Origin of the sequence: Amycolatopsis sp. NPDC004079, assembly GCF_040610415.1 — a bacterium.
In the GTDB taxonomy this organism is placed as follows: Bacteria; Actinomycetota; Actinomycetes; order Mycobacteriales; family Pseudonocardiaceae; genus Amycolatopsis; species Amycolatopsis halotolerans.
Genome location: NZ_JBEXMH010000051.1, coordinates 12614 through 39410, shown reverse-complemented (window position 1 = coordinate 39410; position 26797 = coordinate 12614). Strand labels below are relative to the sequence as shown.

At 68.3% G+C, this 26797-nt stretch carries 27 protein-coding genes and 1 tRNA gene; 15 read left to right on the top strand and 13 right to left on the bottom strand.

Going from position 1 to position 26797, the window contains the following annotated elements:
• The first annotated feature begins 23 nt into the window (after positions 1-23).
• Together ABZX37_RS36680 and ABZX37_RS36675 are read left to right on the top strand one after the other, a co-directional pair.
• Entirely contained in the window at positions 24-1289 is a 1266-nt protein-coding gene (locus tag ABZX37_RS36680) for an aspartate kinase (protein WP_344265876.1), read from the top strand.
• Positions 1289-2329, top strand: a complete 1041-nt coding sequence (locus ABZX37_RS36675) for an aspartate-semialdehyde dehydrogenase (protein WP_354747506.1) — start codon at positions 1289-1291, stop codon at positions 2327-2329. Before ABZX37_RS36680 ends, ABZX37_RS36675 begins: the two co-directional genes overlap by 1 nt.
• A gap of 71 nt (positions 2330-2400) precedes the next feature.
• Here the strand turns inward: ABZX37_RS36675 and ABZX37_RS36670 are convergent, their stop codons facing one another.
• Together ABZX37_RS36670 and ABZX37_RS36665 are read right to left on the bottom strand one after the other, a co-directional pair.
• On the bottom strand, positions 2401-3456 hold the full coding sequence (locus ABZX37_RS36670; protein ID WP_354747504.1) for a DUF4034 domain-containing protein: 1056 nt from the start codon (positions 3454-3456) through the stop codon (positions 2401-2403).
• A gap of 56 nt (positions 3457-3512) precedes the next feature.
• Positions 3513-4961 carry a M48 family metalloprotease gene (locus ABZX37_RS36665; protein WP_354747502.1) on the bottom strand — a complete coding sequence of 483 codons (1449 nt, stop codon included), beginning with the start codon at positions 4959-4961 and terminating at the stop codon, positions 3513-3515.
• Between the two features lie 176 nt (positions 4962-5137).
• Here ABZX37_RS36665 and ABZX37_RS36660 point away from each other — a divergent pair, with 176 nt between their 5' ends.
• Positions 5138-6328: an RtcB family protein gene (locus ABZX37_RS36660; protein WP_354747500.1), complete on the top strand. Its 1191-nt coding sequence runs from the start codon at positions 5138-5140 to the stop codon at positions 6326-6328.
• A 58-nt stretch (positions 6329-6386) separates the two neighbouring features.
• Positions 6387-6764, top strand: coding sequence for a hypothetical protein (locus tag ABZX37_RS36655; RefSeq protein WP_354747498.1), 378 nt, complete (start codon positions 6387-6389; stop codon positions 6762-6764).
• Positions 6765-6965: 201 nt separating this feature from the next.
• On the opposite strand, the gene ABZX37_RS36650 is transcribed toward ABZX37_RS36655, so the two are convergent.
• The gene (locus ABZX37_RS36650; RefSeq protein WP_354747574.1) at positions 6966-8123 is read right to left on the bottom strand and encodes an MFS transporter; all 1158 of its coding nucleotides are present in this window, start codon (positions 8121-8123) and stop codon (positions 6966-6968) included.
• Between the two features lie 662 nt (positions 8124-8785).
• Here ABZX37_RS36650 and ABZX37_RS36645 point away from each other — a divergent pair.
• Positions 8786-9331, top strand: coding sequence for a hypothetical protein (locus tag ABZX37_RS36645; protein ID WP_354747496.1), 546 nt, complete (start codon positions 8786-8788; stop codon positions 9329-9331).
• Between the two features lie 112 nt (positions 9332-9443).
• On the opposite strand, the gene ABZX37_RS36640 is transcribed toward ABZX37_RS36645, so the two are convergent.
• Positions 9444-10496, bottom strand: a complete 1053-nt coding sequence (locus tag ABZX37_RS36640) for an alpha/beta hydrolase (protein WP_354747494.1) — start codon at positions 10494-10496, stop codon at positions 9444-9446.
• Between the two features lie 129 nt (positions 10497-10625).
• Between ABZX37_RS36640 and ABZX37_RS36635 the strand changes: the two genes are divergently transcribed.
• From ABZX37_RS36635 to ABZX37_RS36615, 5 genes are all read left to right on the top strand, one after another.
• Positions 10626-11198 carry an NADPH-dependent FMN reductase gene (locus ABZX37_RS36635; protein WP_354747492.1) on the top strand — a complete coding sequence of 191 codons (573 nt, stop codon included), beginning with the start codon at positions 10626-10628 and terminating at the stop codon, positions 11196-11198.
• A 133-nt stretch (positions 11199-11331) separates the two neighbouring features.
• On the top strand, positions 11332-11754 hold the full coding sequence (locus tag ABZX37_RS36630; RefSeq protein WP_354747490.1) for an organic hydroperoxide resistance protein: 423 nt from the start codon (positions 11332-11334) through the stop codon (positions 11752-11754).
• 26 nt (positions 11755-11780) lie between these two features.
• Positions 11781-12257 (top strand): DNA starvation/stationary phase protection protein, encoded by a 477-nt coding sequence (locus ABZX37_RS36625; protein WP_354747488.1) that lies wholly within the window; start codon positions 11781-11783, stop codon positions 12255-12257.
• 94 nt (positions 12258-12351) lie between these two features.
• Positions 12352-13743 carry a glutamate decarboxylase gene (locus ABZX37_RS36620; RefSeq protein ID WP_354747486.1) on the top strand — a complete coding sequence of 464 codons (1392 nt, stop codon included), beginning with the start codon at positions 12352-12354 and terminating at the stop codon, positions 13741-13743.
• 27 nt (positions 13744-13770) lie between these two features.
• Positions 13771-14397: a TIGR03085 family metal-binding protein gene (locus tag ABZX37_RS36615; protein ID WP_354747484.1), complete on the top strand. Its 627-nt coding sequence runs from the start codon at positions 13771-13773 to the stop codon at positions 14395-14397.
• Between the two features lie 18 nt (positions 14398-14415).
• Here ABZX37_RS36615 and ABZX37_RS36610 read toward each other — a convergent pair whose 3' ends face one another.
• Together ABZX37_RS36610 and ABZX37_RS36605 are read right to left on the bottom strand one after the other, a co-directional pair.
• On the bottom strand, positions 14416-15516 hold the full coding sequence (locus tag ABZX37_RS36610; RefSeq protein ID WP_354747482.1) for a hypothetical protein: 1101 nt from the start codon (positions 15514-15516) through the stop codon (positions 14416-14418).
• Positions 15517-15604: 88 nt separating this feature from the next.
• Positions 15605-17452 carry a prolyl oligopeptidase family serine peptidase gene (locus tag ABZX37_RS36605; protein ID WP_354747480.1) on the bottom strand — a complete coding sequence of 616 codons (1848 nt, stop codon included), beginning with the start codon at positions 17450-17452 and terminating at the stop codon, positions 15605-15607.
• A 39-nt stretch (positions 17453-17491) separates the two neighbouring features.
• Here ABZX37_RS36605 and ABZX37_RS36600 point away from each other — a divergent pair, with 39 nt between their 5' ends.
• Entirely contained in the window at positions 17492-18235 is a 744-nt protein-coding gene (locus tag ABZX37_RS36600; protein ID WP_354747478.1) for a methyltransferase domain-containing protein, read from the top strand.
• An 11-nt stretch (positions 18236-18246) separates the two neighbouring features.
• Here the strand turns inward: ABZX37_RS36600 and ABZX37_RS36595 are convergent, their stop codons facing one another.
• The 4 genes from ABZX37_RS36595 to ABZX37_RS36580 form a co-directional block, all read right to left on the bottom strand.
• The gene (locus ABZX37_RS36595; RefSeq protein WP_354747476.1) at positions 18247-18561 is read right to left on the bottom strand and encodes a hypothetical protein; all 315 of its coding nucleotides are present in this window, start codon (positions 18559-18561) and stop codon (positions 18247-18249) included.
• A gap of 259 nt (positions 18562-18820) precedes the next feature.
• Positions 18821-18894 (bottom strand) — tRNA-Pro (locus ABZX37_RS36590).
• Positions 18895-18923: 29 nt separating this feature from the next.
• A complete protein-coding gene (locus ABZX37_RS36585) occupies positions 18924-19904 on the bottom strand; it encodes a metallophosphoesterase (protein WP_354747474.1) in 981 nt (326 codons plus the stop codon).
• A gap of 261 nt (positions 19905-20165) precedes the next feature.
• The gene (locus ABZX37_RS36580) at positions 20166-22319 is read right to left on the bottom strand and encodes a transglycosylase domain-containing protein (protein WP_354747472.1); all 2154 of its coding nucleotides are present in this window, start codon (positions 22317-22319) and stop codon (positions 20166-20168) included.
• A gap of 337 nt (positions 22320-22656) precedes the next feature.
• On the opposite strand from ABZX37_RS36580, the gene ABZX37_RS36575 reads away from it, so the two are divergent.
• Positions 22657-22950: a WhiB family transcriptional regulator gene (locus tag ABZX37_RS36575; RefSeq protein WP_116205781.1), complete on the top strand. Its 294-nt coding sequence runs from the start codon at positions 22657-22659 to the stop codon at positions 22948-22950.
• A gap of 37 nt (positions 22951-22987) precedes the next feature.
• Here the strand turns inward: ABZX37_RS36575 and ABZX37_RS36570 are convergent, their stop codons facing one another.
• From ABZX37_RS36570 to ABZX37_RS36560, 3 genes are read right to left on the bottom strand one after another with little or no spacing between them, the layout of a single operon-like run.
• Complete coding sequence (locus ABZX37_RS36570) at positions 22988-24106, bottom strand: ArsA family ATPase (protein ID WP_354747469.1); 1119 nt, start codon at positions 24104-24106, stop codon at positions 22988-22990.
• Entirely contained in the window at positions 24106-25110 is a 1005-nt protein-coding gene (locus ABZX37_RS36565) for an ArsA-related P-loop ATPase (protein ID WP_116205783.1), read from the bottom strand. The genes ABZX37_RS36570 and ABZX37_RS36565 overlap by 1 nt, the downstream gene beginning before the upstream one ends.
• 22 nt (positions 25111-25132) lie before the next feature.
• Entirely contained in the window at positions 25133-25381 is a 249-nt protein-coding gene (locus ABZX37_RS36560; RefSeq protein WP_354747467.1) for a hypothetical protein, read from the bottom strand.
• Positions 25382-25522: 141 nt separating this feature from the next.
• Here ABZX37_RS36560 and ABZX37_RS36555 point away from each other — a divergent pair, with 141 nt between their 5' ends.
• From ABZX37_RS36555 to ABZX37_RS36545, 3 genes are read left to right on the top strand one after another with little or no spacing between them, the layout of a single operon-like run.
• Positions 25523-25684 (top strand): DUF4177 domain-containing protein, encoded by a 162-nt coding sequence (locus ABZX37_RS36555; RefSeq protein ID WP_020664158.1) that lies wholly within the window; start codon positions 25523-25525, stop codon positions 25682-25684.
• Positions 25685-25694: 10 nt separating this feature from the next.
• The gene (locus ABZX37_RS36550; RefSeq protein ID WP_116205785.1) at positions 25695-26150 is read left to right on the top strand and encodes a RidA family protein; all 456 of its coding nucleotides are present in this window, start codon (positions 25695-25697) and stop codon (positions 26148-26150) included.
• A complete protein-coding gene (locus tag ABZX37_RS36545; protein ID WP_037808399.1) occupies positions 26150-26779 on the top strand; it encodes a hypothetical protein in 630 nt (209 codons plus the stop codon). Before ABZX37_RS36550 ends, ABZX37_RS36545 begins: the two co-directional genes overlap by 1 nt.
• Positions 26780-26797 lie beyond the last annotated feature (18 nt).

Sequence of the window (26797 nt, the reverse complement as noted above, 5' to 3'; positions counted from 1 at the left end):
CGGCCCGTCAAGGAGGTTCGGGCGTGGCCCTCGTGGTCCAGAAGTACGGCGGATCGTCGCTGGAAAGTGCCGACCGGATCAAGCGCGTGGCAGAACGGATCGTCGCGACCAAGAAGGCGGGCAACGACGTGGTCGTCGTGTGCTCGGCGATGGGCGACACCACTGATGAGCTGCTCGATCTGGCGCAGCAAGTGAACCCGGCGCCGCCGGAGCGGGAAATGGACATGCTGCTCACCGCCGGTGAGCGCATTTCGAATTCGCTGGTCGCGATGGCGATTTCCGCCCAAGGCGCGCAGGCCTGGTCGTTCACCGGTTCCCAAGCGGGTGTGGTCACCACATCGGTGCACGGCAACGCGCGCATCATCGATGTCACTCCGAGCCGCGTCACCGAGGCGCTGGAGCAGGGTTACGTCGCGCTGGTGGCCGGTTTCCAAGGCGTGGCACAGGACACCAAGGACATCACGACGCTCGGCCGCGGCGGTTCCGACACCACCGCGGTGGCGCTCGCCGCCGCGCTGAACGCGGACGTCTGCGAGATCTATTCCGATGTGGACGGTGTGTATTCGGCTGACCCGCGCATCGTGCCGGACGCCAAAAAGCTCGACACCATCCCGTACGAGGAGATGCTGGAGCTCGCGGCGAGCGGATCGAAGATCCTGCACCTGCGTTCGGTCGAGTACGCGCGCCGCTACGGCGTGCCGATCCGAGTCCGTTCTTCTTACAGCGACAAGCCGGGCACCACGGTGGCCGGATCGATCGAGGAGATCCCCGTGGAACAAGCGCTGATCACCGGTGTGGCACATGACCGCTCGGAAGCGAAGATCACCGTGACCGGCGTGCCGGACCACGCCGGGGCCGCGGGCAAGATCTTCCGCGTCGTCGCCGACGCCGAGATCGACATCGACATGGTGCTGCAGAACGTGTCGAGCACGTCGTCCGGCCGCACCGACATCACCTTCACGCTGTCGAAGGCCAACGGGGCCAAGGCGGTCAAGGAACTCGAGAAGATCAAGGCGGGGATCGGCTTCGAGTCGGTCCTGTACGACGACCACGTCGGCAAGGTGTCGCTCGTCGGCGCCGGGATGCGCTCGCACCCGGGCGTCACGGCGACGTTCTGCGAGGCGCTGGCCAACGCGGGCGTGAACATCGAAATCATCAACACCTCGGAGATCCGCATTTCGGTGCTGATCCGCGACGCGCAGCTGGACGAGGCCGTGCGCGCGATCCACGAGGCGTTCGAACTGGGCGGCGACGAGGAAGCCGTCGTCTACGCGGGGAGTGGTCGCTGATGGCACCGGGTCTTCGCGTCGGCGTGGTCGGGGCGACCGGCCAGGTCGGCGCCGTGATGCGCAAGCTGCTCGACGAGCGGAACTTCCCGGTCGAGCAGATCCGGTACTTCGCCTCGGCCCGCTCGGCGGGACGCACCTTGCCGTGGCGCGGCGAGGAAATCACCGTCGAGGACACCGCGACCGCTGATCTGTCCGGTTTGGACATCGCGCTGTTCTCCGCGGGCGGCGCGACCTCGCGCGAGCAGGCGCCGCGGTTCGCCGAGGCGGGCGCGATCGTGGTCGACAACTCGTCGGCCTACCGCCGCGACCCGGACGTGCCGCTGGTCGTCAGCGAGGTCAACCCGGAAGCCATCAAGGACGCGCGCAAGGGGATCATCGCGAACCCCAACTGCACCACGATGGCCGCGATGCCGGTCCTCAAGCCGCTGCACGACGAAGCCGGCCTGGTGCGGATCATCGCGAGCACCTACCAGGCAGTCTCCGGAAGTGGCCTGGCTGGCGTCGACGAGCTGGCCGCGCAGGTGAACGCCGTCGCCTCGCGCGCGGCCTCGCTCACCCACGACGGTTCGGCGGTCGAATTCCCGGCCCCGGCCAAGTACGTCGCGCCGATCGCGTTCAACGTCCTGCCGATGGCCGGGTCCATTGTGGACGACGGCACGTTCGAGACGGACGAGGAACAGAAGCTGCGCAACGAAAGCCGGAAGATCCTGGGCATCCCGGAGCTGCTGGTTTCGGGCACCTGCGTGCGCGTTCCGGTGTTCACCGGGCACTCGCTGTCGGTGAACGTCGAATTCGAACGGCCGCTGTCGGTCGAGCGAGCGACGGAGCTGCTGTCGACCGCGCCTGGTGTGCAGTTGGCGGATGTGCCGACGCCGCTGCAGGCTGCCGGTATTGACCCGAGTTTGGTCGGCCGCATTCGTACTGACCCGGGTGTGCCGGACGGCCGTGGGCTGGCGCTGTTCGTTTCCGCCGACAACCTCCGTAAGGGGGCGGCGCTGAATACTGTGCAGATCGCTGAGCTGGTGGCGCAGAACCGCTGAGCTTCCCAGTAAAACTGCCCGGTCCCTGGTTCAGGGGCCGGGCAGTTTCATTCTCCGTGGTGCCGGTCTTGCTACTTGGCCAGCCGGCAGGCCCGGCTCCGGTAGGTCCGGAATTCGTGGCTCGCTCCGTAACCGCTGTAGGACCACACTCGTCCGGACGCGCTCCGGCCGAGGTGGCGGAACTGCTCCACCGCTTCGGGACCGCGCCGGAGTTCGACGAGCGCGCGGGCGGCGTAGGCGCGGCTGTTCGGGGTGTCCGGCGCGTCCCGGCCCTCGCCGTCGAGCCACGGCAGCAACCGGTCGAGCGCGGCTTCGACGCGCTTGTCCTTCCACGCGTCCTTGACCCCGGAGAACGACGCCTCGAACGCCGCGGCAAGCGGCAGCCATGCCAGCTTCGGATGCTTCGCCGCGCCCTCCTCGGCGAATGTCCACATCAGATCGTTGGTGCCGAACCACTTGGCGCACCAGTACTGCAGGGCGCGCGCGTGCGCGTGGACGTGCAACGGATCGCGCGCCAGCACACCGTCCCACACCGCGCGGAATTCCTCGTGACCGTACTGCCGGCCCATCGCGATCATGCACCGTATCGCCCACGGCGTCGGATCGTCGGGAGCGAGTTCGGCGGCGGCCTGGCTCGCTTCGTCGGCCTCCTCGAGCACGCGCCGGAATCCCGCGAATTGCTCCCCGCTGACGTACTTCGCCTGCCGTGCGCTGCGGATCTGCCACGCCACGTTCGTGAGCGCGTCGGCGTGCACCGCGGCGGCGCCCGCGTCGTCGGGACGGGCCGCTCGCCAAGCCTTGAGCGCGGTGTCGTCGTCGGCCGCGACCTCGCCGAGGAGACTCACGATCGAACTGCGCCGGTCCCAGTCCTGCCCGATTCCGGCGAGCAGGTCAGCGCCCTGCTGCCAGTTCCCCGCGGCGTGTGCGACTTTGGCGTCCCGGACCGGCTTCGCCAGCAGCGGCTTTGTGGTGATCTTGGCATCAGGGGGCAGGCCGAACCGTTCGACGTCCATCGGCTTGATCGGCGGCACGAGATAGCGGGCCAGGTCGCTGCTGCCGAGCGTGCGCATGTAGTCGGAAGTGGTCAGGCCGCGCTTCTTGGCGTCTTTCGCGATTCCCCTCATCATCCGGCGATACTTCGGAACGGTGTACAGCTTGATAAAGCCGAGCAAGGGTGTTCCTCTCAGGAATGAACCGGGGCGAGCAACGCGCGGAGCGGAGCGGTGTCCCCGTCGATCGCCGCGCTGACGGCGGGATCCAGTTCGGTGGCATACGGTTCGGCCAGTACCAGCTTCGCCGGTCCGGACCAGGACAGTTCCCAGTGCGCAGCATCGGCTTTGGCGAGCTGCGCGTGCACCACAATGGACAGTCGGCTGTGGACTTGCGGCCGGTAGAGCTCGCGCTTCGCCCGTGCTCCGGCCGTCGCCGGGGCGTTGGGGCCGGCGATGTCCTCGAGGCGTCCGGCGTCGAGCAAGTCGAGCAGTTCGTCGAGGCTGCGGCTGCGGCGGATCCGCAGCGCTTCGACCTGATTCGAGTTGCGCATCCCGACGTCGACCAGGCTGGCCCAGTCGAGCTTCTTCTTCGAGGACGCTCCCGCCGTGAAGCCGGTCGCCAGCACCGCTTCGAGCAGCGCCGTTCCGTTACGGAGAAGATCCGTCGCCTGCCGTTCGCCGCCGGGCGGCACGGGGACGTCCGGCGCGGCTTCCAGCAGCGCGATCCGTTCGGAAGTCGGCGGGTGGCTGTCGTACTGCGACGTCGGCTCGGAGGGCGGATTCTTCCGCACGGAAGCCAATTTCTTCGCGCGTTTCTCGTCGGCGAGCAGCAATTGGTAGCCCTCGGCCATCCGTTGCGGCAGGTAGCCGGCGGACCAGGCGATGGTCGCGTACTTGCTCAGGAAGAGCCGCCAAGCCGTGTCGAGCACCTCGACCTCGCGCAACGCGGTCGCCGCGGCCGTGGAGCCCGCTACCCGCGCGGACGCGGCGTCGGCGGCGAGTTCCTGCTGCCGGTTCACGCTCATCGAGACCCGGAAGTACAGGGCGGCGTACGCGCTGAAGACCGGCCGCAGCATCCGGGCCGACCAGGTCGAGTCGAGTCCATTCAGGACTCGCCCGATCGTCTGCCGTCCGCGGTAAGTCGCGCCGGCGAACCGGGTGTGGCGATTGCTGTAGTGGCCGAGCTCGTGCCCGAGAATCGCGCGGAGCTGACTGACCCGCATCCCGGCGAAAAGCTGCGCGCCGATGAACATCCGGCGCCGCCGCACGCGCAGCCCCAACCAGTGCGTCTGCTCGTACACCGACGCGTTGACCTGGGGAATCAGGTAAATCTCGTCCGGCGGCCGGGTACCGATTTCCTGGGCGAGCTCGCGGACGGCCGCCCACAGTTCTGGCTGCTCCCCGGGCGTGACGGGCAGGCCGGGCACGTCGTCGTCGCGGGTCCGCTCGAACGTCAGCAGGGCGGTGAACAGCACGTACAGCACCGGCGCGACAAGGAAGCCGAGCCGTCCCGCGGTGAGCGGACTGTGCTGGTACGCGGCGATCTCCAGCCAGATCATCGCCCCGGCGACGGCGAGCACCAGCACCGGAAAACCGGCCAGCAGCAAGACAGCGAGCAACGCCCGCGACGAGTTCTTCATCGAAAAACGGAATCCTCCCCAAGACCGGCACCCTGGGCGAACCGGTCGTCCGAGCCCGTTATCGACGCGGGGGCCGATTTCGTTTCACCCGTGCTCCGATGACAGAAAACCCGTTGTCGCGAGCGGCGCGGTGCCGGATGCTGAGCGGGCAAACTTCGTTCTGGGAAAGGAAAGTCATGTACACGGCAGTGGACGGCGAGCGGGTTCCGATCCGGATGTGGGCAGACCCCGCGTCGGTCGAAGACCAAGCGATGCGTCAGCTGCGCAACGTCGCCAACCTTCCGTGGGTGCACGGCGTCGCGGTGATGCCCGACGTCCACTACGGCAAGGGCGCGACGGTGGGCAGTGTCATCGCCATGCGCGACGCCGTCTCTCCCGCCGCGGTCGGCGTCGACATCGGCTGCGGGATGAGCGCGGTGCGGACGTCGCTCACCGCGAGCGACCTGCCAGACGACCTCGGCAAGCTGCGCAAGCGGATCGAGTCGGCGGTGCCGGTCGGGTTCGGGCTGCACAAGACGCCGGTCAACACCGCGAAGGTGCACGGCGTCGGCGGCTGGGACACGTTCTGGAAGTCGTTCGGCGATCTGCACGAGGGCGTCCAGGACCTGCACGACCGAGCGGCGCGGCAGATCGGCAGCCTCGGCGGCGGCAACCACTTCATCGAGGTCTGCCTCGAACAGGGCGGAGCCGACGAGGGCCGCGTGTGGCTGATGCTGCATTCGGGTTCGCGCAACATCGGCAAGGAACTCGCTGAGCGGCACATGGCGATCGCGCGGAAGCTGCCGCACAACCGGGATCTGCCGGATCCCGACCTCTCGGTGTTCGTCGCGGACACGCCGGAAATGCAGGCGTACCGGCGCGATCTGTTCTGGGCGCAGGACTACGCGGCGCGGAACCGGGCGACGATGATCGCTTTGGTGAAGCTCGCGGTCGCGGAGGTCATCCCCGGAACGTCCTTCGACGACGCGATATCTTGTCACCACAACTATGTCGCCGAGGAAACCTACGACGGTGTCGACCTGCTCGTCACCCGCAAGGGCGCGATCCGGGCCGGCTCCGGCGATCTCGGGATCATCCCGGGCAGCATGGGAACCGGCTCGTACATCGTGCGCGGACTCGGCAACACCGCGTCGTTCGAGTCCGCGTCCCACGGCGCCGGGCGGCGGATGTCGCGGACGAAGGCCCGCAAGACGTTCACCGCCGCCGACCTCGCCGAGCAGACCGCGGGCGTGGAATGCCGGAAGGACACCGGGGTCGTCGACGAGATCCCGTCCGCGTACAAGGACATCGAGACGGTGATCAAGGCACAGACCGACCTGGTCGAGGTGGTCGCGCACCTCAAGCAGGTCGTGTGCGTGAAGGGATGAGGGATTCCCGCGGGCGAACCGCACTGGTCCGCTCGCGGGAACCGCTACCCTGAAGTGCATGAAGTACTGGGGGGTGGCTGTCGCCGCGGTGGCGGCCGGAACGTTGCTGGCCGGATGCGACCAGGTCGATTCGGCGGTCAATCAGACGAATTCCGCGGTGGACAAGGTCTCCACGTGCACCGAAGCGCTGGGGCTGGCGGACCTGAACCCGTTGGTGGACGGCGAAAAGCTCAAGGCCCGCGCGCAGGACAAGGAACGGCGGCTGCGCGAGCTGGCGGCCAACGTCAAGGAGGAGGACGTCAAGAACGCCCTTCTCGGCATGGCCGACTCGTACGTCCAGGTGCAGAAGGAACACCTCGAGGACGCCGGGGTGATCGCCCGCTGGACCAAGCGGAACCTGGAGAAGCTCGACGGGCTGCGCAAAGCCTGCACCTGACCGGGCCCCGCGGCCTTGGCCCGCCCCGACCCGGCGACCTGCTTCGACCTGCCCCGCTCCGATCTGACGGCCCGCGAGCGTGACCCCAATGCCACATTGGGTGCGTTGAACGCACCGAACGCCACATTGGGTGCGTGGGATGCACCGAATGCCGCATTGGGTGCGTGGGACGCACCCAATGTGGCATTGGGACAGCTCAAGTCAGCGGCGAGCCCGAACCGCGGCCGCCAGCGAAGGCGTCCGCACCGAGCTCCGGCGCAGCGACCACACCAACCCCAGCGCCGCCAGCGCCAGCCCGCCGAGCCCGGCCGCCGCGAAACCCCACGCCGGGCTCGAATGGTCGATCGCGAACCCGACCACCGGGCTCCCCGCCGCCAGCCCGAGCCGCGTCGACGCGTCCTGCAGGCCCATCGCCTCGCCGCGAACGGCGGGCGGCGCGAGTTCGCTGACCGCCTCCGTGGTGGCCGCGAGCGTCGGGGCGCAGACCAGGTTCGTCGGGATCAGCACGAGCATCAGCAGCCACCACGGCTGCGTCGCGAGCCCGACCGGGATCACCAGCAGCGCGAGCAGCAGCATCAGCAGTCCCTGCGGCAGCGACTTCCGCACCGCGCCGTGCACGATGCCGCCGATCATCGACGCCGCGCACATCACCGCGATGACCAGGCCGGTCCAGCCGACGTCGCCGTGCGAGCGCAGCGCGGCCAGCGTCGCGACCTCCGTGCCGACCAGGCAGAACAGCGTCCCGGCGGCGATCAGCAGCGTCGCCAGCAGCCGTCCGGTCAGCCAGGACCGCAGCGGCGGCCGCACGGTGCCGGTCGGGGCGAGTTCGTCCTCGTTCCGGATCGGCGGGTTGAGCAGGAAGATCAGCAGCGCGGTGACGCCGAAGATGGTGCCGATGCCACTCAGCGTCAGCGTGGCCGACAGCCCCGAGATCGCCGCGATCCCGGCCGCCGGGCCGATCATGAACGACGCCTCGACCAGGATCGTGTCCAGCGAGTACGCCGCGCGCCGCTGTTCGGCGGGCACGAGCGCGGCCAGGATCTGTCGGGCCAGCGAACCCGCGGGCACCGACAGCACGCCGGCCGGCAGCGCGCACACCACCAGCGCCCCGTAAGAAAGATGCGGTGCCGCGAACCAGAACGCGGTGGACGACAGCCCGCACACCGCGACCACCGGGCGCAGGCCGTACCGGTCGATGGTGCGTCCGATCAACGGCGCGCCGAGCGCCATGCCCAGCGTGACGGCCGCGCCGACGATGCCCGCCGCGCCGTAGCCGCGGCCGAGACCGCTGACGACGTACAGCGTCAGCGTCACGCCGGTCATCGTCATGGGCACGCGTGCGAAGAACATCAGCGCCATCGACGGGCGGAGTCCGGGGACGCTCAGGACGCGGCGGTACTGCTGAAAAGGCACGTACCCCATGAGAGCAAGAGTTGGTACGAGCGTGCAACTTCTTTTCGTCACACCCTCCGCGCTGCCGTCGCGCACCCGGTCGGGTGTCGCGCAGGCGTTCGGCGGGGCCGGAAAATGCGGTGGCGACCTGGGTGATAACTTCATCGGCGACGCGAAAAAGCATTCTCACCGCCCATTCGCGAACAATTTTTCATATTTCCGCGCCGACCTTGGAGTTCTCCGGTCGAAGCGGCAGCGGCTCCCGGAAAAAGGGGAGCGGACCCGAATGCGGCGGCGGTGCGTGCGTGGGGGACCCACCACGGTCGGACGAGCGAAATCGCGCCTCCCGACGGGGTGATGAAGGTAATCGATCACGAACTACGCCTGTGTGAGTGAGCAGTGCCGCCATTCGGGCAATCCGGCTACTATGAGTCAGATTCAGGTCCGCGGTCCGTGATCGTCGGGGGACGCGCAAGCCGTCCACGTTAATCAATTGCGGGCCGGTTCCCCGTTCTTGGATTCGGCACGTAAGGGTTAGAAAAACTCCCTATCCGGTGATCGGCTGGTGTTGGGCCGACACGGCGGGTATCGATTTACCCGGCAGGTCCCAAAGGCCAGGGAGGTAAAGAATGAAAGGCAAGATCGGGCGGATCATCGCCGTGGTCGCCGCGGGCAGTCTGCTGGCCGTCGGCACTTCGGGGATGGCCTCCGCGAGCCCGGCGGGCGGCAAGGGCTCCTCGGCCACTCAGGCCGTCGCCGCGCAGGTGCTGCAGATGCGCGACGACCTGACCAAGGTGGCGTACGCGGGCGACGTCGCGAAGACGAGGGCAGACCTGGGCAAGCTCAGCCCGGTGCTCGCCGACATCGCGGCGGGCAAGCGCTACCAGGTCCAATCCGAAACCCAGCAACTCTCGTCGGCGGCGAAGGTCCGCGCGGACGAGTCCAACCGGCTCCTCGCCGACCCGACGGCCACGCCGCGGCAGATCCCGCCGTTGCCGATCCCGCCGCTGCCGGACCTTCCCGGACCGCTGAAGGCGGTGAGCGACCTGGTCAAGGGCCTGCTCGCCGCGGTCACCAGCCTGCTGGGCGGTCTGCTCGGCGGGGTGCCGGTGCCGCCGCTGCCGGTACCGACGCCGCCGCTGCCCGCACCGCCGGTGCCAGTACCGGGCACCTGAGCAGCCTGAACAGGAGGGGAAAGGCCCGGAGCCTGGTGCGGTTCGCCGCGCCAGGCTCCGTTCCATGTCCGGGCTCGTCAGTGGCGATGCCGGTGCTAACCGGCATCGCCGCTCACGAGCGCTTCGCGAGTCCCACCCGCAACGCACCGGCCATCTCCGCGATCGCCTCCCGGAACCGCGTCCCGACCCCGGCGAAGTTGAGAAATCCGTGGATCAGGTCAGCCTGCCGGCTGAGCGCCACCGGAACCCCAGCGGCGCGCAGTTTTTCCGCGTACGCCTCGCCTTCGTCGCGCAGCGGGTCGAAGCCCGCGGTCACGATGTAGGCGGGCGGGAGTCCACTGTGGTCAGACGCGAGCAGCGGCGACATCCGCGGGTCGGCCTTGTCGACGCCCTCGGGCGTGTAATGCCCTTCGAACCACACCATCGCCTCGTCGGTGAGGAAGAGGTCTTCGCCGAACAGTTCGCGAGACCGGCGTCGCGTGGTGAAGTCGACGGCCGGGTAGATCAACAGCTGGAACGCGGGCGCCGCGCCGCCGCGCCGGGTCGCCTCGAGCGCGACGACGGCGGACAGATTGCCGCCCGCGCTGTCGCCGCCCACAGCGATCCGATCCGGGTCCGCGCCGAGGTCGGCCGCCTTGGCGTGCGCGTAGTCGAACGCGGCCAGCGCGTCCTCGACCGGCCCGGGGAACGGGCTCTCCGGCGCGAGCCGGTATTCCACCGACAGCACTCGAACCCCGGCGTGCTTCGCGAGGTAGCGCGCGGCGTTGTCGTGGGTGGCCCGGCTGCCGATGACCCAGCCGCCGCCGTGGAAGAACACCAGCAGCGGCGACGGTTCGGGCAGTCCGGCCGGGGTGTAGAGGGTGGCGTCCAGCGACGCGTCGCCGGACGGGATGGCGACGTCGCGGGTCGCGACGGGGTTGACCCGCTTGCCATTCACCAGGTGCTGGCTCGCTTCCAACAGCGCGCGCGACCGTTCGACCGACCCGTTGACCAGCGAAGCGCCGGAAAGCTTCTGCAGCCGCAGCAGCAACTGGGCGTCGAGGGCGAGTTCCTGGCCGTCCAGCCGCAGCGGCGCTCCGGCGATCAGCCTGCGCACCGGACGGGGCAGCCAGAACAACAACTGCGCGGCGGCAGTCTGCGCGCGGATCTGCAGCGGAATGGCCATCGTTCCTCCTCGAACGCCGGATGAACCGAGGTTACTTGCCAGTAGGTACGTTGGTCCAGTCGGTGTGTGACCCAGCCCTCCGTCCCAGATTCTGGTCCTCCAGTTAGGTGGAGGGGTTAGCCTCGACCTGTGACTTCAGCGAATACGGTCCGGGTCCTCGGCATCGGCGGCTCCCTGCGGGAGGGCTCGCAATCCGAGCGCGCGTTGCGCATCGCGCTCGCCGCCGCCGAGGAACGCGGCGTCGTGACCGAGCTGATCCCGGGGCCCGAGCTGGTCCTGCCGTTCTACGACACCGCCACGCTGGAGCGGGACGAACGCGCGAGGAAGCTCATCGAGGGCATCCGCCGGGCCGACGGGCTCATCGTCGTCTCGCCCGGCTATCACGGCGGGCTGTCCGGCCTGGTCAAAAACGCCCTGGACTACGTCGAAGACCTCCGTGAAGACTCTCGCCCCTACCTCGACGGCCGCGCGGTGGGTCTCGCCGCCGTCGCGTACGGCTGGCAGGCCGCGGTCACCACGCTCGAACAGCTCCGCACGATCACGCACGCGCTGCGCGGCTGGTCCACTCCCTTGGGTGGTTCGATCAACTCCGCCGAGACGAAGTTCGACGAGGGCGGCGGCGCTTCCGACGAGAAGAGCGTCCGCACGTTGCGGCTCATCGGAGAGCAGGTCGCGGAGCACGCGCTGCTTCGCGCACGCTGACGTTTGGCCTCCTGCGATCCCGGTTATTCCTGGGGTGATGACTGCCATGCCGGGGCACTGTTCCGCGGATGCGGAGTGTTGAACTCATTGAGACGCTGACTCCGGAGGCGTCCCCGATGAGGAGGTAACACGCATGGCCGAGCCGATCTACACCGCCGTCGCGACCGCGCGAGGAGAAGGCCGCAACGGCGACGTGACGTCCTCGGACGGCGTGATTGACGAGTCGCTGGCGATCCCCAAGGAGATGGGCGGTCCCGGCGGCGACAAAACCAACCCGGAGCAGCTGTTCGCCGCGGGGTACTCCGCGTGTTTCCTGAGCGCGCTGCAGGCCGTGGCCCGGCAGGCGAAGGTCGCGCTGCCGGCGGCGACGGTGACCGGTTCGGTCAGCGTGTTCAAGAAGGACGTCGGGTTCCAGCTCGGCGTGCGGCTCGACGTCTCGCTGCCCGGCTTGGCCAAGGCCGACGCCGACCAGCTGGTCGAGCAGGCACACCAGGTCTGCCCGTACTCCAACGCGACCCGCGGCAACATCGAGGTGGAGTTGACCACCACCGTCTGAACCAAGACCGAGGAGGGACACCCGAGATGACCACTTCCCCCATCAAGAGCCCGCTTTCCGACGCGGACAAGGAGATCACCGGCAACGCGCTGCAGGCGACGCTGACCGATCTGATCGACCTCTCGCTCATCGCGAAGCAGGCGCACTGGAACGTGGTGGGCCAGAACTTCCGCAGCGCGCACCTGCAGCTCGACGAGCTGGTGTCGACCGCGCGGCAGTACGTCGACGAGGTGGCCGAGCGCGCCGCCGCGATCGGGGTTTCGCCCAACGGCAAGGCGAAAACCGTCGTCGCGACGTCCGGGGCTCCGGAGTACCCGGACAACTGGCAGTCCGTCGACTCGACCATCTCCGCGATCGTCGACACGCTCGCGACGCTGATCGAACGGCTCCGCAAGCGCATCGACGAGACCGACAAGAGCGACCTCGTGACGCAGGATCTGCTCATCGAGATCACCCGCGCGCTGGAAGAGGCGCACTGGATGTGGCAGGCGCAGCAAGCCTGACCCGCTCCGCCGGAGAAAAGCCGTCCGCCTCGTCGCGGACGGCTTTTCCCGCATCCGGTGGTCGGCACCGGCACCCCGCAGTAGGTTCGCTGGCATGGTGCTGCATCAGGGGAAACAAGATCGGGCAGACCGGAAGACGGGCACGAATCCGTTGTACGCCGGGAGCAATCCGGCGCTCGCCGCGGACTTCACGATGCCGCGCGACCGGCTGCGGGACGATTCGCTGCCGCCGGACACCGCGCTGCAGCTGGTGCGCGACGAGCTGATGCTCGACGGCAACGCGCGGCTCAACCTCGCCACGTTCGTCACGACGTGGATGGAGCCGCAGGCGCGCGAGCTGATGGCCGAATGCGTCGACAAGAACATGATCGACAAGGACGAGTACCCGCAGACCGCCGAACTCGAGCGGCGCTGCGTCAACATCCTCGCCGATCTGTGGCACGCGCCCGATCCCACCGACATCATGGGCTGTTCGACCACCGGGTCGTCCGAGGCCTGCATGCTCGCCGGGATGGCGCTGAAGCGGCGCTGGTCGAAGCTGGGCCGGACCGGGAAGCCGAACCTGGTGATGGGCGTCAACGTCCAGGTGTGCTGGGAAAAGTTCTGCGAATACTGGGAAGTCGAGCCGCGCCTGGTGCCGATGGAGGGCGACCGGTACCACCTGTCCGCCGAAGAATCGGTGAAACTCTGCGACGAGAACACGATCGGCGTCGTCGCGATCCTCGGCTCGACTTTCGACGGCAGCTACGAGCCGGTCGCCGAGGTCGCGGCCGCGCTCGACGCGCTGCAGGAACGGACCGGCTGGGACATCCCGGTGCACGTCGACGGCGCGTCCGGCGCGATGATCGCCCCGTTCCTGGACGAGGACCTGGAGTGGGATTTCCGGCTGCCGCGCGTCGCTTCGATCAACACCTCCGGGCACAAATACGGCCTCGTCTACCCCGGCGTCGGCTGGGTGGTGTGGCGCGACAAGGCCGCGCTGCCCGAGGAATTGGTGTTCAACGTCAACTACCTGGGCGGCGACATGCCGACCTTCGCGCTCAACTTCTCCCGCCCTGGCTCGGAAGTCGCCGCGCAGTACTACACCTTCGTGCGGCTGGGCCGCGAAGGTTTCCGTGCTGTACAACAAGCTTCGCGCGACGTGGCGATGTATCTGGCCGACGAGATCTCCAAGCTGGAACCCTTCGAACTCCTCACCCGCGGCGACCAGCTGCCGGTGTTCGCCTTCACCACTCGCTCGGACATCACCGCGTTCGACGTCTTCGACGTGTCCCGCCGCCTCCGTGAACGCGGCTGGCTCGTGCCCGCGTACACGTTCCCGGACAACCGCACCGATCTGGCGGTGCTGCGCGTCGTCGTCCGCAACGGCTTCACCCACGACCTGGCCGACCTGCTGCTCGCCGACCTGAAGCGCGTACTGCCGGAACTGAACAGCCAGCCGTCGCCGCAGCACGACCCAGCCACGTCGACGGGATTCCACCACTAGCGACTACCAGCGAGTAACCTGGCTGGCATGGGCCTTGCCAAGGATGAACGCCAAGCGCTGAGCGACCTCTTCGAGCAGCTCGGCCCGGACGCCCCGACGCTGTGCGAGGGCTGGCAGACGCGGGACCTGGCCGCGCATCTGGTCGTGCGGGAGCATCGGCCGGACGCGATGCCCGGAATCGTGGTGCCTGCCCTCGCCGGTCACACTCAGAAGGTGCAAGACGGCGTCGCGGCGCGCCCGTGGGACGACCTGGTCGGCCAGGTGCGCCGAGGCCCGTCCCGCTTCTGGCCGACGTCCATCGGTCCGGTGGACGAGGCGACGAACAGTGCGGAATTCCTGGTGCACCACGAGGATGTCCGCCGGGCACAACCGGATTGGACCCCGCGCCCGGCCGATCCCTCGCGGGACAGCGCGGCCTGGCGGCTGGCGACGCGGACGGCGAAGCTGAACCTGCGCAAGTCGCCGGTCGGAGTGGTGCTGCGGACTCCGGATGGTCAGTCTGCTTCGGTGAAGTCGGGAACCCCGGTGGTGACCGTGGTGGGCGAGCCGATGGAACTCCTGCTGTTCGTCTTCGGACGGGACGCGGTGCAGGTGTCTTACGAGGGTGACGATGCTGCTGTGGAGCGGTTGAAGGGCGCTAAGCGCGGGCTGTGAGCCGGGCCAGTGGCTTGATTACTGGCTAAGTCGTTCGCTGATGTCGCTCCAGCTGGGCGAGCGGATGCCCTCAGCGGTCGCAAGCAGAACACGGCCGAACAGGTTGATGCTGATGGGATCTTCGGGGTCCTGCAGGCTGTTCGCTGCTGCCTGGGTGCTAGGCCTGAGTTCGTCCGGGAGTACGCCAATAAATAGCCGAGTACTCGACTGCGTAATTAAATCTGCAGTCACCCAATCACCACGAACTTCTCTGCCCTCGAGATACTGGATGCGATCGGATGTCGGCGCAGTTTCGTAGAGCGCTTCGGCTCCGTCGGGCGAACCGGACTCGTTGTCCGGTGTGACAATGTTGTCAACTAGGCGATCGAAGTCTGGAGTGCGACGGTGTGGGTCACGGTTCCTCGGACGAGGAGGACCTGTACCGCCGACTGGTTCGTCAGGGTACGGTAATGGTTCCGCAGACGCAGGCACGAAAAGGTCAACTGCGATGTGCGGGCCCTTAATGAAGGTATAAGCCATTGTGACTGGATGGCTTTGATAACGACCGGACCAGTCGAGCATCTCGTTGAGGCGCCCCCGTTGTTCGGAGTACGTGTGGTCGAGCCTAGGTTGCTTCCTTGCTCGCCCACGAGCTTCGCCCGCGATGGAAGACGGCGACTGGTGCTTGAACGAGAACATAAGATCCGGCCGAATTCCCTTGCGGGAAAACCGTGTCATCGAGGGTGGCGTCGGGTGAACGTCGAAGTGATCAAGGTCTTGGTGACCGCCGTTCCAGCCGCAGCGGGCGCGCATCGCTGCAGTGAGCATACCCAAGCCCACCGACTCGGTGAAGAAACTCCCGATTTGCCGAGCAGAAGCTAGAAGATCTGACCCGCGTGCTACGAGCATCCCAGCCGGTGACGAGTAGAGAAAACTGAGAATAAGCCGCAACTCGTGCTGCAACACGCGATAGGCCATTTTGCGATGCATTTGGGCAGCCAGCGTGTTGATTTGCAGCACTTGCGTCAGTTGTACCTGCATCGAACATGCGTCGGTGAGATACACGTCGTCAAGCGCGAGAGAGCCGGTGGCGGTGTACTTGCGAGTGTACTGGAACTCCCGAAACTTGACATTGGGCATATGCGTACCCTAGCGGCTCAGCGGTCCCACTGTGGTGCTTTCTGAAAACCTCGGGGGCCGTCCAGGAACCCCTGGACGGCCCGCTCCATCAGCGCATTCCCAACGCCCGCAAGGCGAAGTACACCTCAATCGACGTCTGCTTGATCGTCTCGGCGATCACCAGCGACCCGTGTCCGGCGTCGTAGCGGTAGAACTCGTGAGGCGCGTCGCGCTTGGCGAGGCGGTCCAGGTAGTTCTCGATCTGCCGAATCGGGCAGCGGGGGTCGTTGTCCCCGGCCAGGATCAGCACCGGGGCGGCGACCGCGTCCACGTACGTCAGCGGCGAGCATTCGCGGTACACCGCAGGCACGTCGTCCGGGGCGCCGCCGAACAGGGCGCGGTCGAACGAGCGCAGTTGTTCCATCTCGTCCTCGTAAGCGGCCACGTAGTCGGCCACCGGCACGCCCGCGACTCCGGCTGCCCACCGCGTCGGCTGGGTGCCCATTGCCAGCAGGGTCAAGTATCCGCCCCACGAAGCGCCGTTCACGACGCACTTGTCCTTATCGGACAGTCCACTTTCGACAGCCCAGTCGTGCACCGCCGCGACGTCTTCCAGTTCCGTCAGGCCCGGGCGGCCTTCGATGGCGTCGCGCCATGCCGAGCCGTAGCCGGTGGAGCCGCGGTAGTTGACCTCGACCACGGCGAATCCGGCGTCCAGCCAGGTCGCGCGGTAGGCGGAGAAGCGGTCCTCGTCGGCCGCGTGCGGGCCGCCGTGCAGGGAGAACACCGTCGGCAGCGGGCCGTCGGGAGCGTCCGCCGGACGGGACACCAGTGCGTGGATCCGGCCGCCGACGCCCTCGACGAACGCGTCGGTGACCGGCGACGAACCCGGTGCGCGGTCGCCCGGAGGCGTCAGCAGGACGGAGTCGGTGCCGTCGGCCGCGCGGGCACGGACCGCGGCGGGCTCCGCGGCGCTGGACCACGAGTACTCGATCGTTCCGTCCGGGCGCACGCCCGCGCCGCCGATCCGTCCGGCCGGAGTGTCCACAGCGGACAGTTCACCGCTGTCGAGGTCGTAGCGGTACAACGAACTGCGCGCCTCGTGGAAGTGCACGACCAGCAACGCGCGCGCGTCCGGATACCAATCCGCGACGACCTCGCCGGGCAAATCGATCAGCAGCTCGGTTTCGGTGTCCGCCTGCACATCCCACACCAGCAGTTCTTCACGGCCGCGGCGTTCGTGCAGCACCAGCACCCGCTGGTCGCCCGGAAGCGGCGAGAACTCCAGCGCCTGCAAGCCTTTTCCTTCGCCGTCCCACTTCTCCGCGACGGTGGTGAACCCGTTGGTGGACAGCACCCGCAACGCCGGATGCCGCGAATCCCCGTGCTCGGAATGGGAAATCGCGAGCAGGCTTTCGTCGCGCGACATCGACGCGATCCCGGCGTCATCCGAGTGCTGGTAGAAACGCTCGGTCACGCCGTCGATTTTCGCGAACAATTCGCTGCCGTCGTCGGTCGAAACGCCGGCCGCGATCACTCGCCGGCCGATCTCCAGACCGGCCGGATATCCGTCGTGAATATCGGGCAAGGCTTTGACGGCCGCGGAACTGTCGCCGTCGAACGGCTGGCTGCGCCACGATCCGAACTCGTCGCCGTCGGTGTCGTCGAACCACCAGATGGCCGTTCCGTCGGGCGCGGGCGTCGCGTGCAGGGTGCCGTTGGGTCGATTGGTGACGCGCCGGTGACTGTCGGTGGCCCGGTCCCACGCGTAAACCTCCCATACGCCACTGGCGTTGGAGACGTACACGTTGGCATCGGGTGCGTCGCGGGCCCATTCGGGCACCGAGATGCGCGGCGCGTGGAACCGCGCCAGCCAGCGCTTTTCGGCTTCGGCGTCGTCGAACAGGCGGTCCGGGACCACCGCGGGCGGATTTTGGTTGCCTGACTGCGTGCTCACCCCTCGATCCTGCCACCTTCCACCCGTACTCTGTGCGGGGTGCTGGAGGGTTACGCGCCGGGCTACGCCCAAGACGCGCTGTCGATGATGAACACGCGCACAGCGAGTGACCGCGCCGCGTTCGCCCGACCGCTCTGCACCCCAGGCTCGAGAGTCCTGGACCTGGGCTGCGGCCAAGGCTCGATCCTCAGTTCCGTGGCCCCGGACGTGCGGGTGATCTGCGTCGACGTCCGTCCCGCGGCACCCGCTTCGCCGTCCACAACGGACTACGTGGCCGGAGCGGTCTACGCACTTCCCTTTGCCGCTTCATCGATCGACGTGGTCTTCGCTCATTCGCTCTTCGAGCATCTGTCCGACCCGCACGCGGCTCTGGCCGAGATCCGCCGAATCCTGCGCCCTGGCGGCAGGCTGGCGTTGGCCGCGCCGGACTGGAGCCGGGCTAAAATCCGGCCCAGAACGGCAAACGTGGACGCCGCACTGCGCGGCTATTACCTCGTACGCCGCCGCGCGGGCGGCGACCCCTTCGCGGGTCGCGCTATCGCCGCCCACGTCGCCAACGCCGGATTCACCGACATCGTCGAGCGCGCTCGCTTCCGTGAAGAGCTGTCTTACCGATCCCTGGCCGCCTACATGGAATCCCGGCTGGCCGTCGCCCTGTCGGAATCCGGCGCGAACGATCGTGACCAGGTGACCTCCGCGGCTCGTTCCGCCTGGTCCTGGGCAAGAACCGCCGCCGTCGGCGACTTCCAGCAGTGCTGGCAAGAGCTGACCGCTACCTGCTAGCGCGGGCGGGATTACCGGGAATGGCCGGAAAAAACACCCGCTGCCGCGAGGACGGCGGGTATCGCGCCGAGCGCGACGCAGAACATCCCGGCGGGGCAGAGCGTCCGGCTGTACATCCGCCGAGACAGCCGGACCGCGAATCCGCCTGTCAGCAGGGTCCAGACCGCACCCGCCGCGAACGTGGTGAACGCCGCGTCCGCGTTGACCCAGCCTTGACCGCCGCGGCTTAACGCGAGAACGAAGAGAAGCCCGCAAACAGCGGCGATTCCCAGCGCGATCAGGGCCAGCCCGAGAACCAGGATTACCGTTCTCGCCGTCGAAACCACTGCGGCAGAATAGCCGCCGCGGTCCCGGAAAGGTAATTGCTTTCCGATTTCGTGGCGAGTGCAGAACCACCTGGATCAGCATCGCGGCTGCCTGTCCCCTGCACATCGCGACTCGACCGGCGTTCCAGGAAATTCCGCGACAGATGGGCACGCCTGCCGCACCCGGATCCCGATGTCGCGATCGGCACGGGGAGCAGTCGAACCGGGGAAACGTGAAGGCCGGGTAGTCGCGATCTCGTGACTACCCGGCCTTCATACGTCGGGGTGGCGGGATTTGAACCCACGACCTCCTCGACCCGAACGAGGCACGCTACCAAGCTGCGCCACACCCCGAGGTACTGCTTAGCGGGTCGGGAGTAAGTCTAGCGGACGGGTTTCGCGGCTTTACGCGGGGCCGGTTTGCGGGGGTCGGAAGCCCCGGATCCACGCGGGACCAGCGTCAACAGGCTCGCTTCCGGCGGGCAGGCGAAGCGGGCGGGGGCGTAGGGGGAGGTGCCGAGTCCGGCGGAGACGTGGAGCCACATGCGGGCTCCCCAGCGGGAGGCGCCGCGGGCGCGGCTGCGGTCGAGTTCGCAGTTGGTGATGATCGCGCCGTAGCCGGGGATGCGGAGTTGTCCGCCGTGGGTGTGGCCGGCGAGGACGAGGTCGTAGCCGTCGGTGGCGAACGTGTCGAGGACGCGCGGTTCTGGGCTGTGGGTGACGCCGAGGCGGACAGCCGCCGTGGTGTCGGCGGGTCCGGCGATGTCGGAGTAGCGGTCGCGGTGGAGGTGCGGGTCGTCGACTCCGGCGGCGAAGACAGCGCGGCCGCCGACGTCGACGGTGCGGCGGACGTGCGTGAGGTCGACCCAGCCGTGTTCGACGAAGGCGGCGCGGAGGTCGCGCCAGGGCAGCTGGGTGCCGTGGATGCGCTTCTTCTTGCCGCGCGGCATGAGGTAGCGCGCGGGGTTTTTGGGCTTGGGCGCGTAGTAGTCGTTGCTGCCGAAGACGAACACCCCGGGCCGGTCCAGCAGCGGGCCGAGCGCGCGGAGCACGGACGGGACCGCGGTGCGGTGGGAGAGGTTGTCGCCGGTGTTGACGACGAGGTCCGGCTCGAGCTCGCCGAGCGCGGCGACCCAGCGCTGCTTGGCTTGCTGACCGGGAAGCATGTGCAGGTCTGAGACGTGCAGGATGGTGAACGGCGGCGTGCCGGGCGCGAGTACGGGCAGTTCCGCGGTCCGCAGGGTGAAGCGGCGGCGTTCGATGCCGACGGCGTAACCGAGGGTGGCGGCCCCGAGGGCGATGGTCCCTGCGGCCAACCGCTTCGCGGTGCCCCCGGGCGGACTGGCGTTACCGAGCGTGCTCACAAGGTCGAGGATACGTGTTCGATCAGGTCGTCCGCTGTGGCCGGTGCCGGTTGGCGTAGGGCGAGAGTCTCAGCGGCGTTCTCTCGACATCGGACGCTGGGCGTCGTGGGATCGAAGTGGATTGGACCAGCCCGGCAGGGATGCGGAGTCGGGCGGTGGCGATCGCGGTTCTCTTTGCTGGCGGCGCTCAACGGATGACGCTGAGCCCGGACAAGCGAAACGGGGCGGGAGATCGCGTCTCCCGCCCCGTTTTCACCGGATTCAGTTGGTATACGCCGGATCCTCCGGCGGCAACGGAACGACCGGCTGGTCCTTCATGATGTTCGTCATCGCGCCGAACCACGTCTGCGCGGGCGTCTTGCCGCCGAACATGTTGCCGGTGCCGCAGGTGGACACGTCGCCAGGTCCGCCGTAACAAAGCCCGCCGCTGCCGCCTTCCGGACGGAACACCATGGCCGCACCGGCCATCTGCGGGGTCCCGGCCACGAAGGTCGCCGAGCCGTTGTTCTGGGTCGTGCCCGTCTTGCCGACCAGCGGACGGTTCCAGCCCACTGCTTGAGCGGCCTTGGCGGACGTGCCGCCGGGCTCCTGGTCGTCCCTGCTCATGCCGACCGCCATGGTGTTCGCGAGGCCTTCCGGCACGACCTGCTCGCACGCCGCTTCCTTGATCGGCACCGGTTTGCCGTCGCGGTCGGTCACCGACGCCAGCGGGGTCGGCGGGCACCATTTGCCGCCGCTCAGGATGGTCGCCGCGACGTTCGCCATTTCCAGGCCGCTCGTCGGGCTGAAGCCCAGCGTGAACGCACCCGTGCCCGGGTAGTTGCCCTTGGGGCCGTAGGCCTGCGCCTGCGACTGGTTCTTGCCCGCGTCGGTCGACTTCGGGTCGACCTTTCCGCCGCCGGGGTTGCTCGCCATGGTCTCGCGCATGCCCAGCTTCGTCGCCATGTCGATGGCGGGCCCGGTGCTGCCGAGCTTGTCCTCCAACGCCACGAACGCGGTGTTCGGCGAGGTCGCCAGTGCTTGCTGCAACGAACCCGACTCGGGGTAGCCATTACCGGCGTTGCCCACGCAGTACCAGCGGGTGTTCGGCGCGCCGGTCGCCGGACAGTGCGGCTGGCTGCCGGTGAAGACGTGCGAGACGTAGCTGCTGCCGATCGGGATGTTGCTGTAGATCCCGGCGATGTGCTGGTTCAGCACCGCCGCGGTGGTGAAGATCTTGTAGCTCGACCCCGCGCCGCCGGTGTTGAACACGCCGGACGGGAGCGCATACGTCGTCTGCCCTTGATCCGCGTCGATGCCGTAGTCCCGGTTCGCCGCGAGCGCCACCACTTCGTGCCGGTCCTTGCCCGGCCGGATCAGCGAAAGCGTGTTCGCGACGTTCTTCTGGGTTTTGCTCACCTGTTGCTCGGCCGAGACCTTCGCCTCGTGGTTGGCCTTCTCGTCCAGCGTGGTCTTGATCGTGTACCCGCCGGTGTACAGCTGGTCCTCCGACATCCCGGCCTTGAGCAGGTAGTCCTGGACGTACTGGCAGAAGAAGCCGTTCTCGGTCCCGGCCCCGGTGCAGTTCGACGCGGGCTTCTGCGGGGTGTCCGGCACCACGCCGAGCGGTTCCGTCTTGAACTTGTCCGCGTCCGCCTTCGCCAGCTTCTGGTTGCTGACCATCCGGTCGAGGACCAGGTTGCGCCGTTTGGTCGCCTTGTCCGGGTGGTTCCACGGGTCGAAGACGATCGGGTTGTTCACGATGCCCGCGAGCAGCGCGGCCTGCGGCACGGTCAGGTTCTCCGGCGTGGTGTTGAAGTAGGCGTGCGCGGCCGCTCCGACCCCGTAGATCTGCCGGGAGAACTCGACGATGTTGAGGTAGCCGGCGAGGATCTGGTCCTTCGAGAGCTTCGTCTCGAGGTTGATCGCGATCCGGGCTTCCTTGAGCTTGCGCGAGAGCGACTGCTCCTGCGCCTTGGCCTGGCCGTTCTTGTCGCCCCGGTAGACGACGTTGATCAGGTAGTTCTTCACGTACTGCTGCGTGATCGTCGAGGCGCCCTGTGTGTCCCCGCCCGCGGTGTTGGAGACGGCGGCGCGCAGCGTCCGGCCCCAGTTCACCCCGTGGTGCTCGTAGAACGCCTTGTCCTCGGCTGAGAGCAGCGCCCACTTCAGCGCCGGGTTGATCTGGTCCGGCCGTACCGGGATCCGGTACTGCTTGTACAGCGTCGCGATCGGCTTGCCGCCGGAGTCGGTGATGGTCGTCACCAGCGGCGGCGGGATGTCGGCGAGGTCGGAAGACGTCTTGTCGACCGTCTCGCTCGCCTGGTTGGACACGACCCCCGCGGCGCCAACCACCGGGAACATGATCCCGGCGACCAGCACCCCTGCCAGCAGGCACAGGCCGATGAGCTTGAAAAGACCATCCGTTTTGCGCACGAAAGCCAGGGTACTGAAGGTCCGTGTCGCCTCCGTGACCTCACACCCGCGCGCCCCCGCGAGCGATCAATAACGGGACCCCGTGTCGTGACCTCAGGTAACGGAATGCATGCTAGGTCTCGACGGAGGGAACCGAGGGACCCTACAGTCCGTCAACGTCTCACGTAGATGCCGACAGACGGAGCAGCCCGGGTGGGAGCCTGGCTGGTCCGGACAGCGGCAGCGGCACCGGGGAGGTGCCGTCACCGACGTGCGGCGCAGTGGGAAACGCTCGCGGGGGTGGGAGCGGGAGCTTCGCCTTCGCTGGTGCCATACACCAGATGAGGGAGCTGGGGGTATGCAAACCAATCAGGTTGGCTGGCGGGTCGATGCCTCGTGCCGGGACGCTGATCCCGACGGGTTGTTCGTGCGAGGCGCCGAACAGAACAGGGCGAAAGCCGTGTGCATGGGGTGTCCGGTCCGCACCGAATGCCTCTCCGAGGCACTCGACGGCCGGATCAATTTCGGGGTCTGGGGCGGGATGACGGAACGGGAGCGGCGCGCCCTGCTGCGCCGTCGCCCGGACGTGACCAGCTGGACTGACCTGCTCGAAGCGGCCAAGCGGGACGCGCTGGCCGCCGCGGCGGGCTGAAACCTGCTCGTGAGCGGCTGTGCTGAGGCGCAGCCGCTCACGACGTCAGTTTTGCTCCGATGTCGCGCAGACCCTCGAGGTCGTGCACGTCACCGGCGAGCGCGGGCACCCGGGTCAGCGGCACTTCCGGATGCGCGCGGGTGAAGCGCGCCAGCAGGCGGTTTTCGCGTTCGGCCAGCGCGACGCGGTCCGCGTGCAGCCGCAGCACGGCCTCGGCGAGCGGTGCGTTCTGCACCGACTCGGCGGCGGTCAGCGCTTCGGTCGCGGACAGCGGCGCGAGCACCGGGTGTGTGCGGTTGGCGACCAGACCGGCCAGCGGCATCGACTCTCCGGCCAGCCGCTCCACGAAGTAGGACGCCTCGCGCAGTGCGTCCGGCTCCGGCGCGGCCACCACGAGGAACGACGTGCCCGACGAGCGCAGCAGCTCGGCGGTCTTGCGCGCGCGTTCGCGGAAGCCGCCGAACATGCTGTCGAAGGCCTGCATGAACGCCGACGCGTCGGCGAGCAATTGGCCGCCGATGATCGTCGACACGGCCTTGGCGAACATCGAGAACCCGGCGCTGACCACCTTGCGCAGACCCCAGCCGCCCGCTTTCGCCGGGCCGGTGAGCAGCCGGATCATCCGGCCGTCGAGCGCGGTGGACAGCCGGGTCGGCGCGTCGAGGAAGTCGAGCGCGGACCGGCTCGGCGGCGTGTCGACGATGATCAGATCCCATTCGTCGGTCGCCGCGAGCTGGCCCAGCTTCTCCATCGCCATGTACTCCTGCGTGCCGGAGAACGACGTGGAAATGGTTTGGTAGAAGGGGTTCTGCAGCAGCTGCTCGGCCCGCTCCGGTCCGGCGTGCACGCGCACCATGTCGTCGAACGTGCGACGCATGTCGAGCATCATCGCCCACAGTTCGCCCTTGGGCTCGAAGCCCTCGACCTGCACCTGCTTCGGGTGATTGCCCAGTTCGCGCAGCCCGAGCGCCTGCGCGAGCCTGCGTGCCGGGTCGATCGTCAGCACCACGGTCTGCCTGCCGCGTTCGGCGGCCCGCAGCGCGAGCGCCGCGGCGGTGGTGGTCTTGCCGACGCCGCCGGAACCGCAGCACACGATCACGCGGCTGGCCGGGTCGTCGAGGAGGGCGTCCACGTCGAGCATCGTGTCGGCGGGCATCAGCGCACCCCCTGTTCCTGCAGTGTTTCGGCGAGTTCGTAGAGCGCGGCGACGTCGACGCCGTCGGTGAGATCCGGCAGCTCCAGCGTCGGCAGATCGGCCTCGGCGAGCTGTTCGCGGGCCCGTTGCTCGGCGGCGACGCGGACGGCGTGCTCGACGGTTTCCTCCACGAGCGCGTCGAGCGTCGCCTCCGGCAGGTTCAGCCCGGCCGAGGCGAGGCCGGAGCGCACCCGATCGGCGTCCACCCGGCCGTCGGCGGCCGCGGTCACCGAGCGCGCGGGCAGTCGCGGCGGGCGGACCCGGTTCACCAGCACCGCGCCCGGCCGCAGGTCGGCACCGTCGAGCTCAGCGACCGCCTCGACGGTTTCGCGCACCGGCATCTCCTCCAGCAGCGTGGTGAGGTGCACGGCGGTCTCGCCGGAATGCAGCAGCCGGACGACGCCGTCGGCCTGGCCGCGGATCGGGCCGGTCTTGGCGAGGTCGGTGAGCGCCTTGGTGACGTCGAGGAACTTCACCACGCGCCCGGTCGGCGGCGCGTCGACGACGACCGCGTCGTAGGTGTGGCGGCCGTCGGATTCCGTGCGCCCGACGCATTCCTTGATCTTCCCGGTGAGCAGGACGTCGCGAAGGCCCGGCGCGAGCGTGGTGGCGAACTCGATCGCCCCCATCCGGCGCAGCGTCCGCCCGGCGAAACCGAGGTTGTAGAACATCTCGAAGTATTCGAGCAGCGCCGCTTCGACGTCGATGTGCAGCGCGCGCAGTTCGCCGCCGCCGGGGACCGACGCGATCCGCTGTTCCGCGTACGGCAGCGGTTCGGTGTCGAAAAGCTGGGCGATGCCCTGGCGGCCCTCGACCTCGATCAAGAGCACCCGGCGCCCGCGCGAGGCGAGTGCGAGACCCAGCGCCGCGGCGAGCGTGGTCTTGCCGGTTCCGCCCTTGCCGGTGACGAAATGCAGCCGGGCCCTGGCGAGCTCGTCGGTCCAGCCGGCGGAGGGTGTGGTCACATCCTCAACACTAAACCGGTGCTCAGCTGGCCAGCATCATGACGCTGACCGCAGCTGCGACCGCCGCGACGACGATCCAGGTCACCAGGGCGGGCAGCACGGTCAGCGTGAGCACTGCCACCACGATCAGCCCGGTGAGGGTGACCGCGCCCGCGATCGCGACCTGGCCCGAATCGTTGACCCGGTCCCGGGTCTTGGCCATCACGGCCAGCACGAGCGGCAGTCCGGCAACGGCGAGCAGCACGGTCGCGACGATCCGCCAGGTCTCCACGTGCCCACGCTAGCGAGCGACGATCGGATGTGAAGTGACCCACACTCACCCGGCCTAGCCAGGCGTTGCCCTGGACGGGTGACGGGCTTTCGGCGGCGGCGGTCCGGAGGGGCCTTGCCCGCTTGGTTACGCTCCCGAGTCATGAGTGCGACCAAATGGGAGTACGCCACCGTCCCGCTGCTGATCCACGCTACGAAGCAGATTCTCGACCAGTGGGGCGAGGACGGCTGGGAGCTGGTGACCGTGCTGCCCAACCCGAGCGGCGAACAGCACGTCGCGTACCTGAAGCGGCCGAAGAGCTGAGGGGGCGGCGTTGACCTGGAGCGACCGGCTCGCCGAACTCGGAATCGAACTGCCCGGAGTCGCCGCACCGCTGGCCGCGTACGTGCCGGCCGTGCGCACCGGCTCGCACGTCTACACCTCCGGCCAGCTGCCTTTCGTCGACGGCGCGCTCGCCGCGACCGGGAAGGTCGGCGGCGAGGTCAGCCCGGAGGAAGCCAAGGGCCACGCCCGCACGGCGACGCTGAACGCGCTCGCCGCGGTGCACGCCCTCGTCGGCATTGACTCTGTTGTCCGGATTGTCAAGGTGGTCGGTTTCGTCGCCTCCGCGGAGGGCTTCACCGGCCAGCCCGCGGTCGTGAACGGGGCGTCCGAGCTGCTCGGCGAGATCTTCGGCGACGCCGGGGTGCACGCGCGGTCGGCCGTCGGCGTCGCGGAGCTTCCGATCGCTTCGCCGGTGGAAGTCGAACTGATCGTGGAGGTGGAGTGATGGACCCCGACATCGAACAGTCCCTGCACGAACTGCTGCTGCGGCTCGCGGGCCGCACGCCGGACCAGCTGTTGTGGCGATTCCGCGACTGGCTCGGCGAAGGCGCGATGGGGACGCTCGCGCGGACCCTGCCGAGGTCTTTGCTCAAGCACAGGATCGATTTGGACCAGGCGGAGTACCGCCTGCTCGTGGCCGGTCTGATCCCGCACGGCGCCGACTGGCACCAGGTGAGTTCCACCCTGGGGGTAGACGACGTCACCGAGACCAGGTACACATTCACGCAGAGTGCGCCCGAATGGGTGAACTCCGTCGACTCTGTGTCCGTCTTGCTCCACGCGACGTTGCGTGGACGCGCGGATGTGGGGGAAGTACGGCAGAGCTGGCGGCGCCTCGGCGCTTCCGGCGAGGGCGGGGCGAAGCGTGTCCTGCTGGTGACGGCGACCGCGGGACAGCCCCGGCTCACCGGTGAACTGCAGCGGGTGCTGCGGGTCATGGGGGACGAGGAACCCAGCGTCGAGGTCATCCCGCCGCGCTTCGACCTTCCCGGGTACCACCGGGCCGCGCTCGCCGAGTCCGAGCTGGTCTGCGTAGGCGCCGCGGGCGCCGGTCATCGACTTGTCGCCGCTTAACGCTCGTTGCCGCCAGGC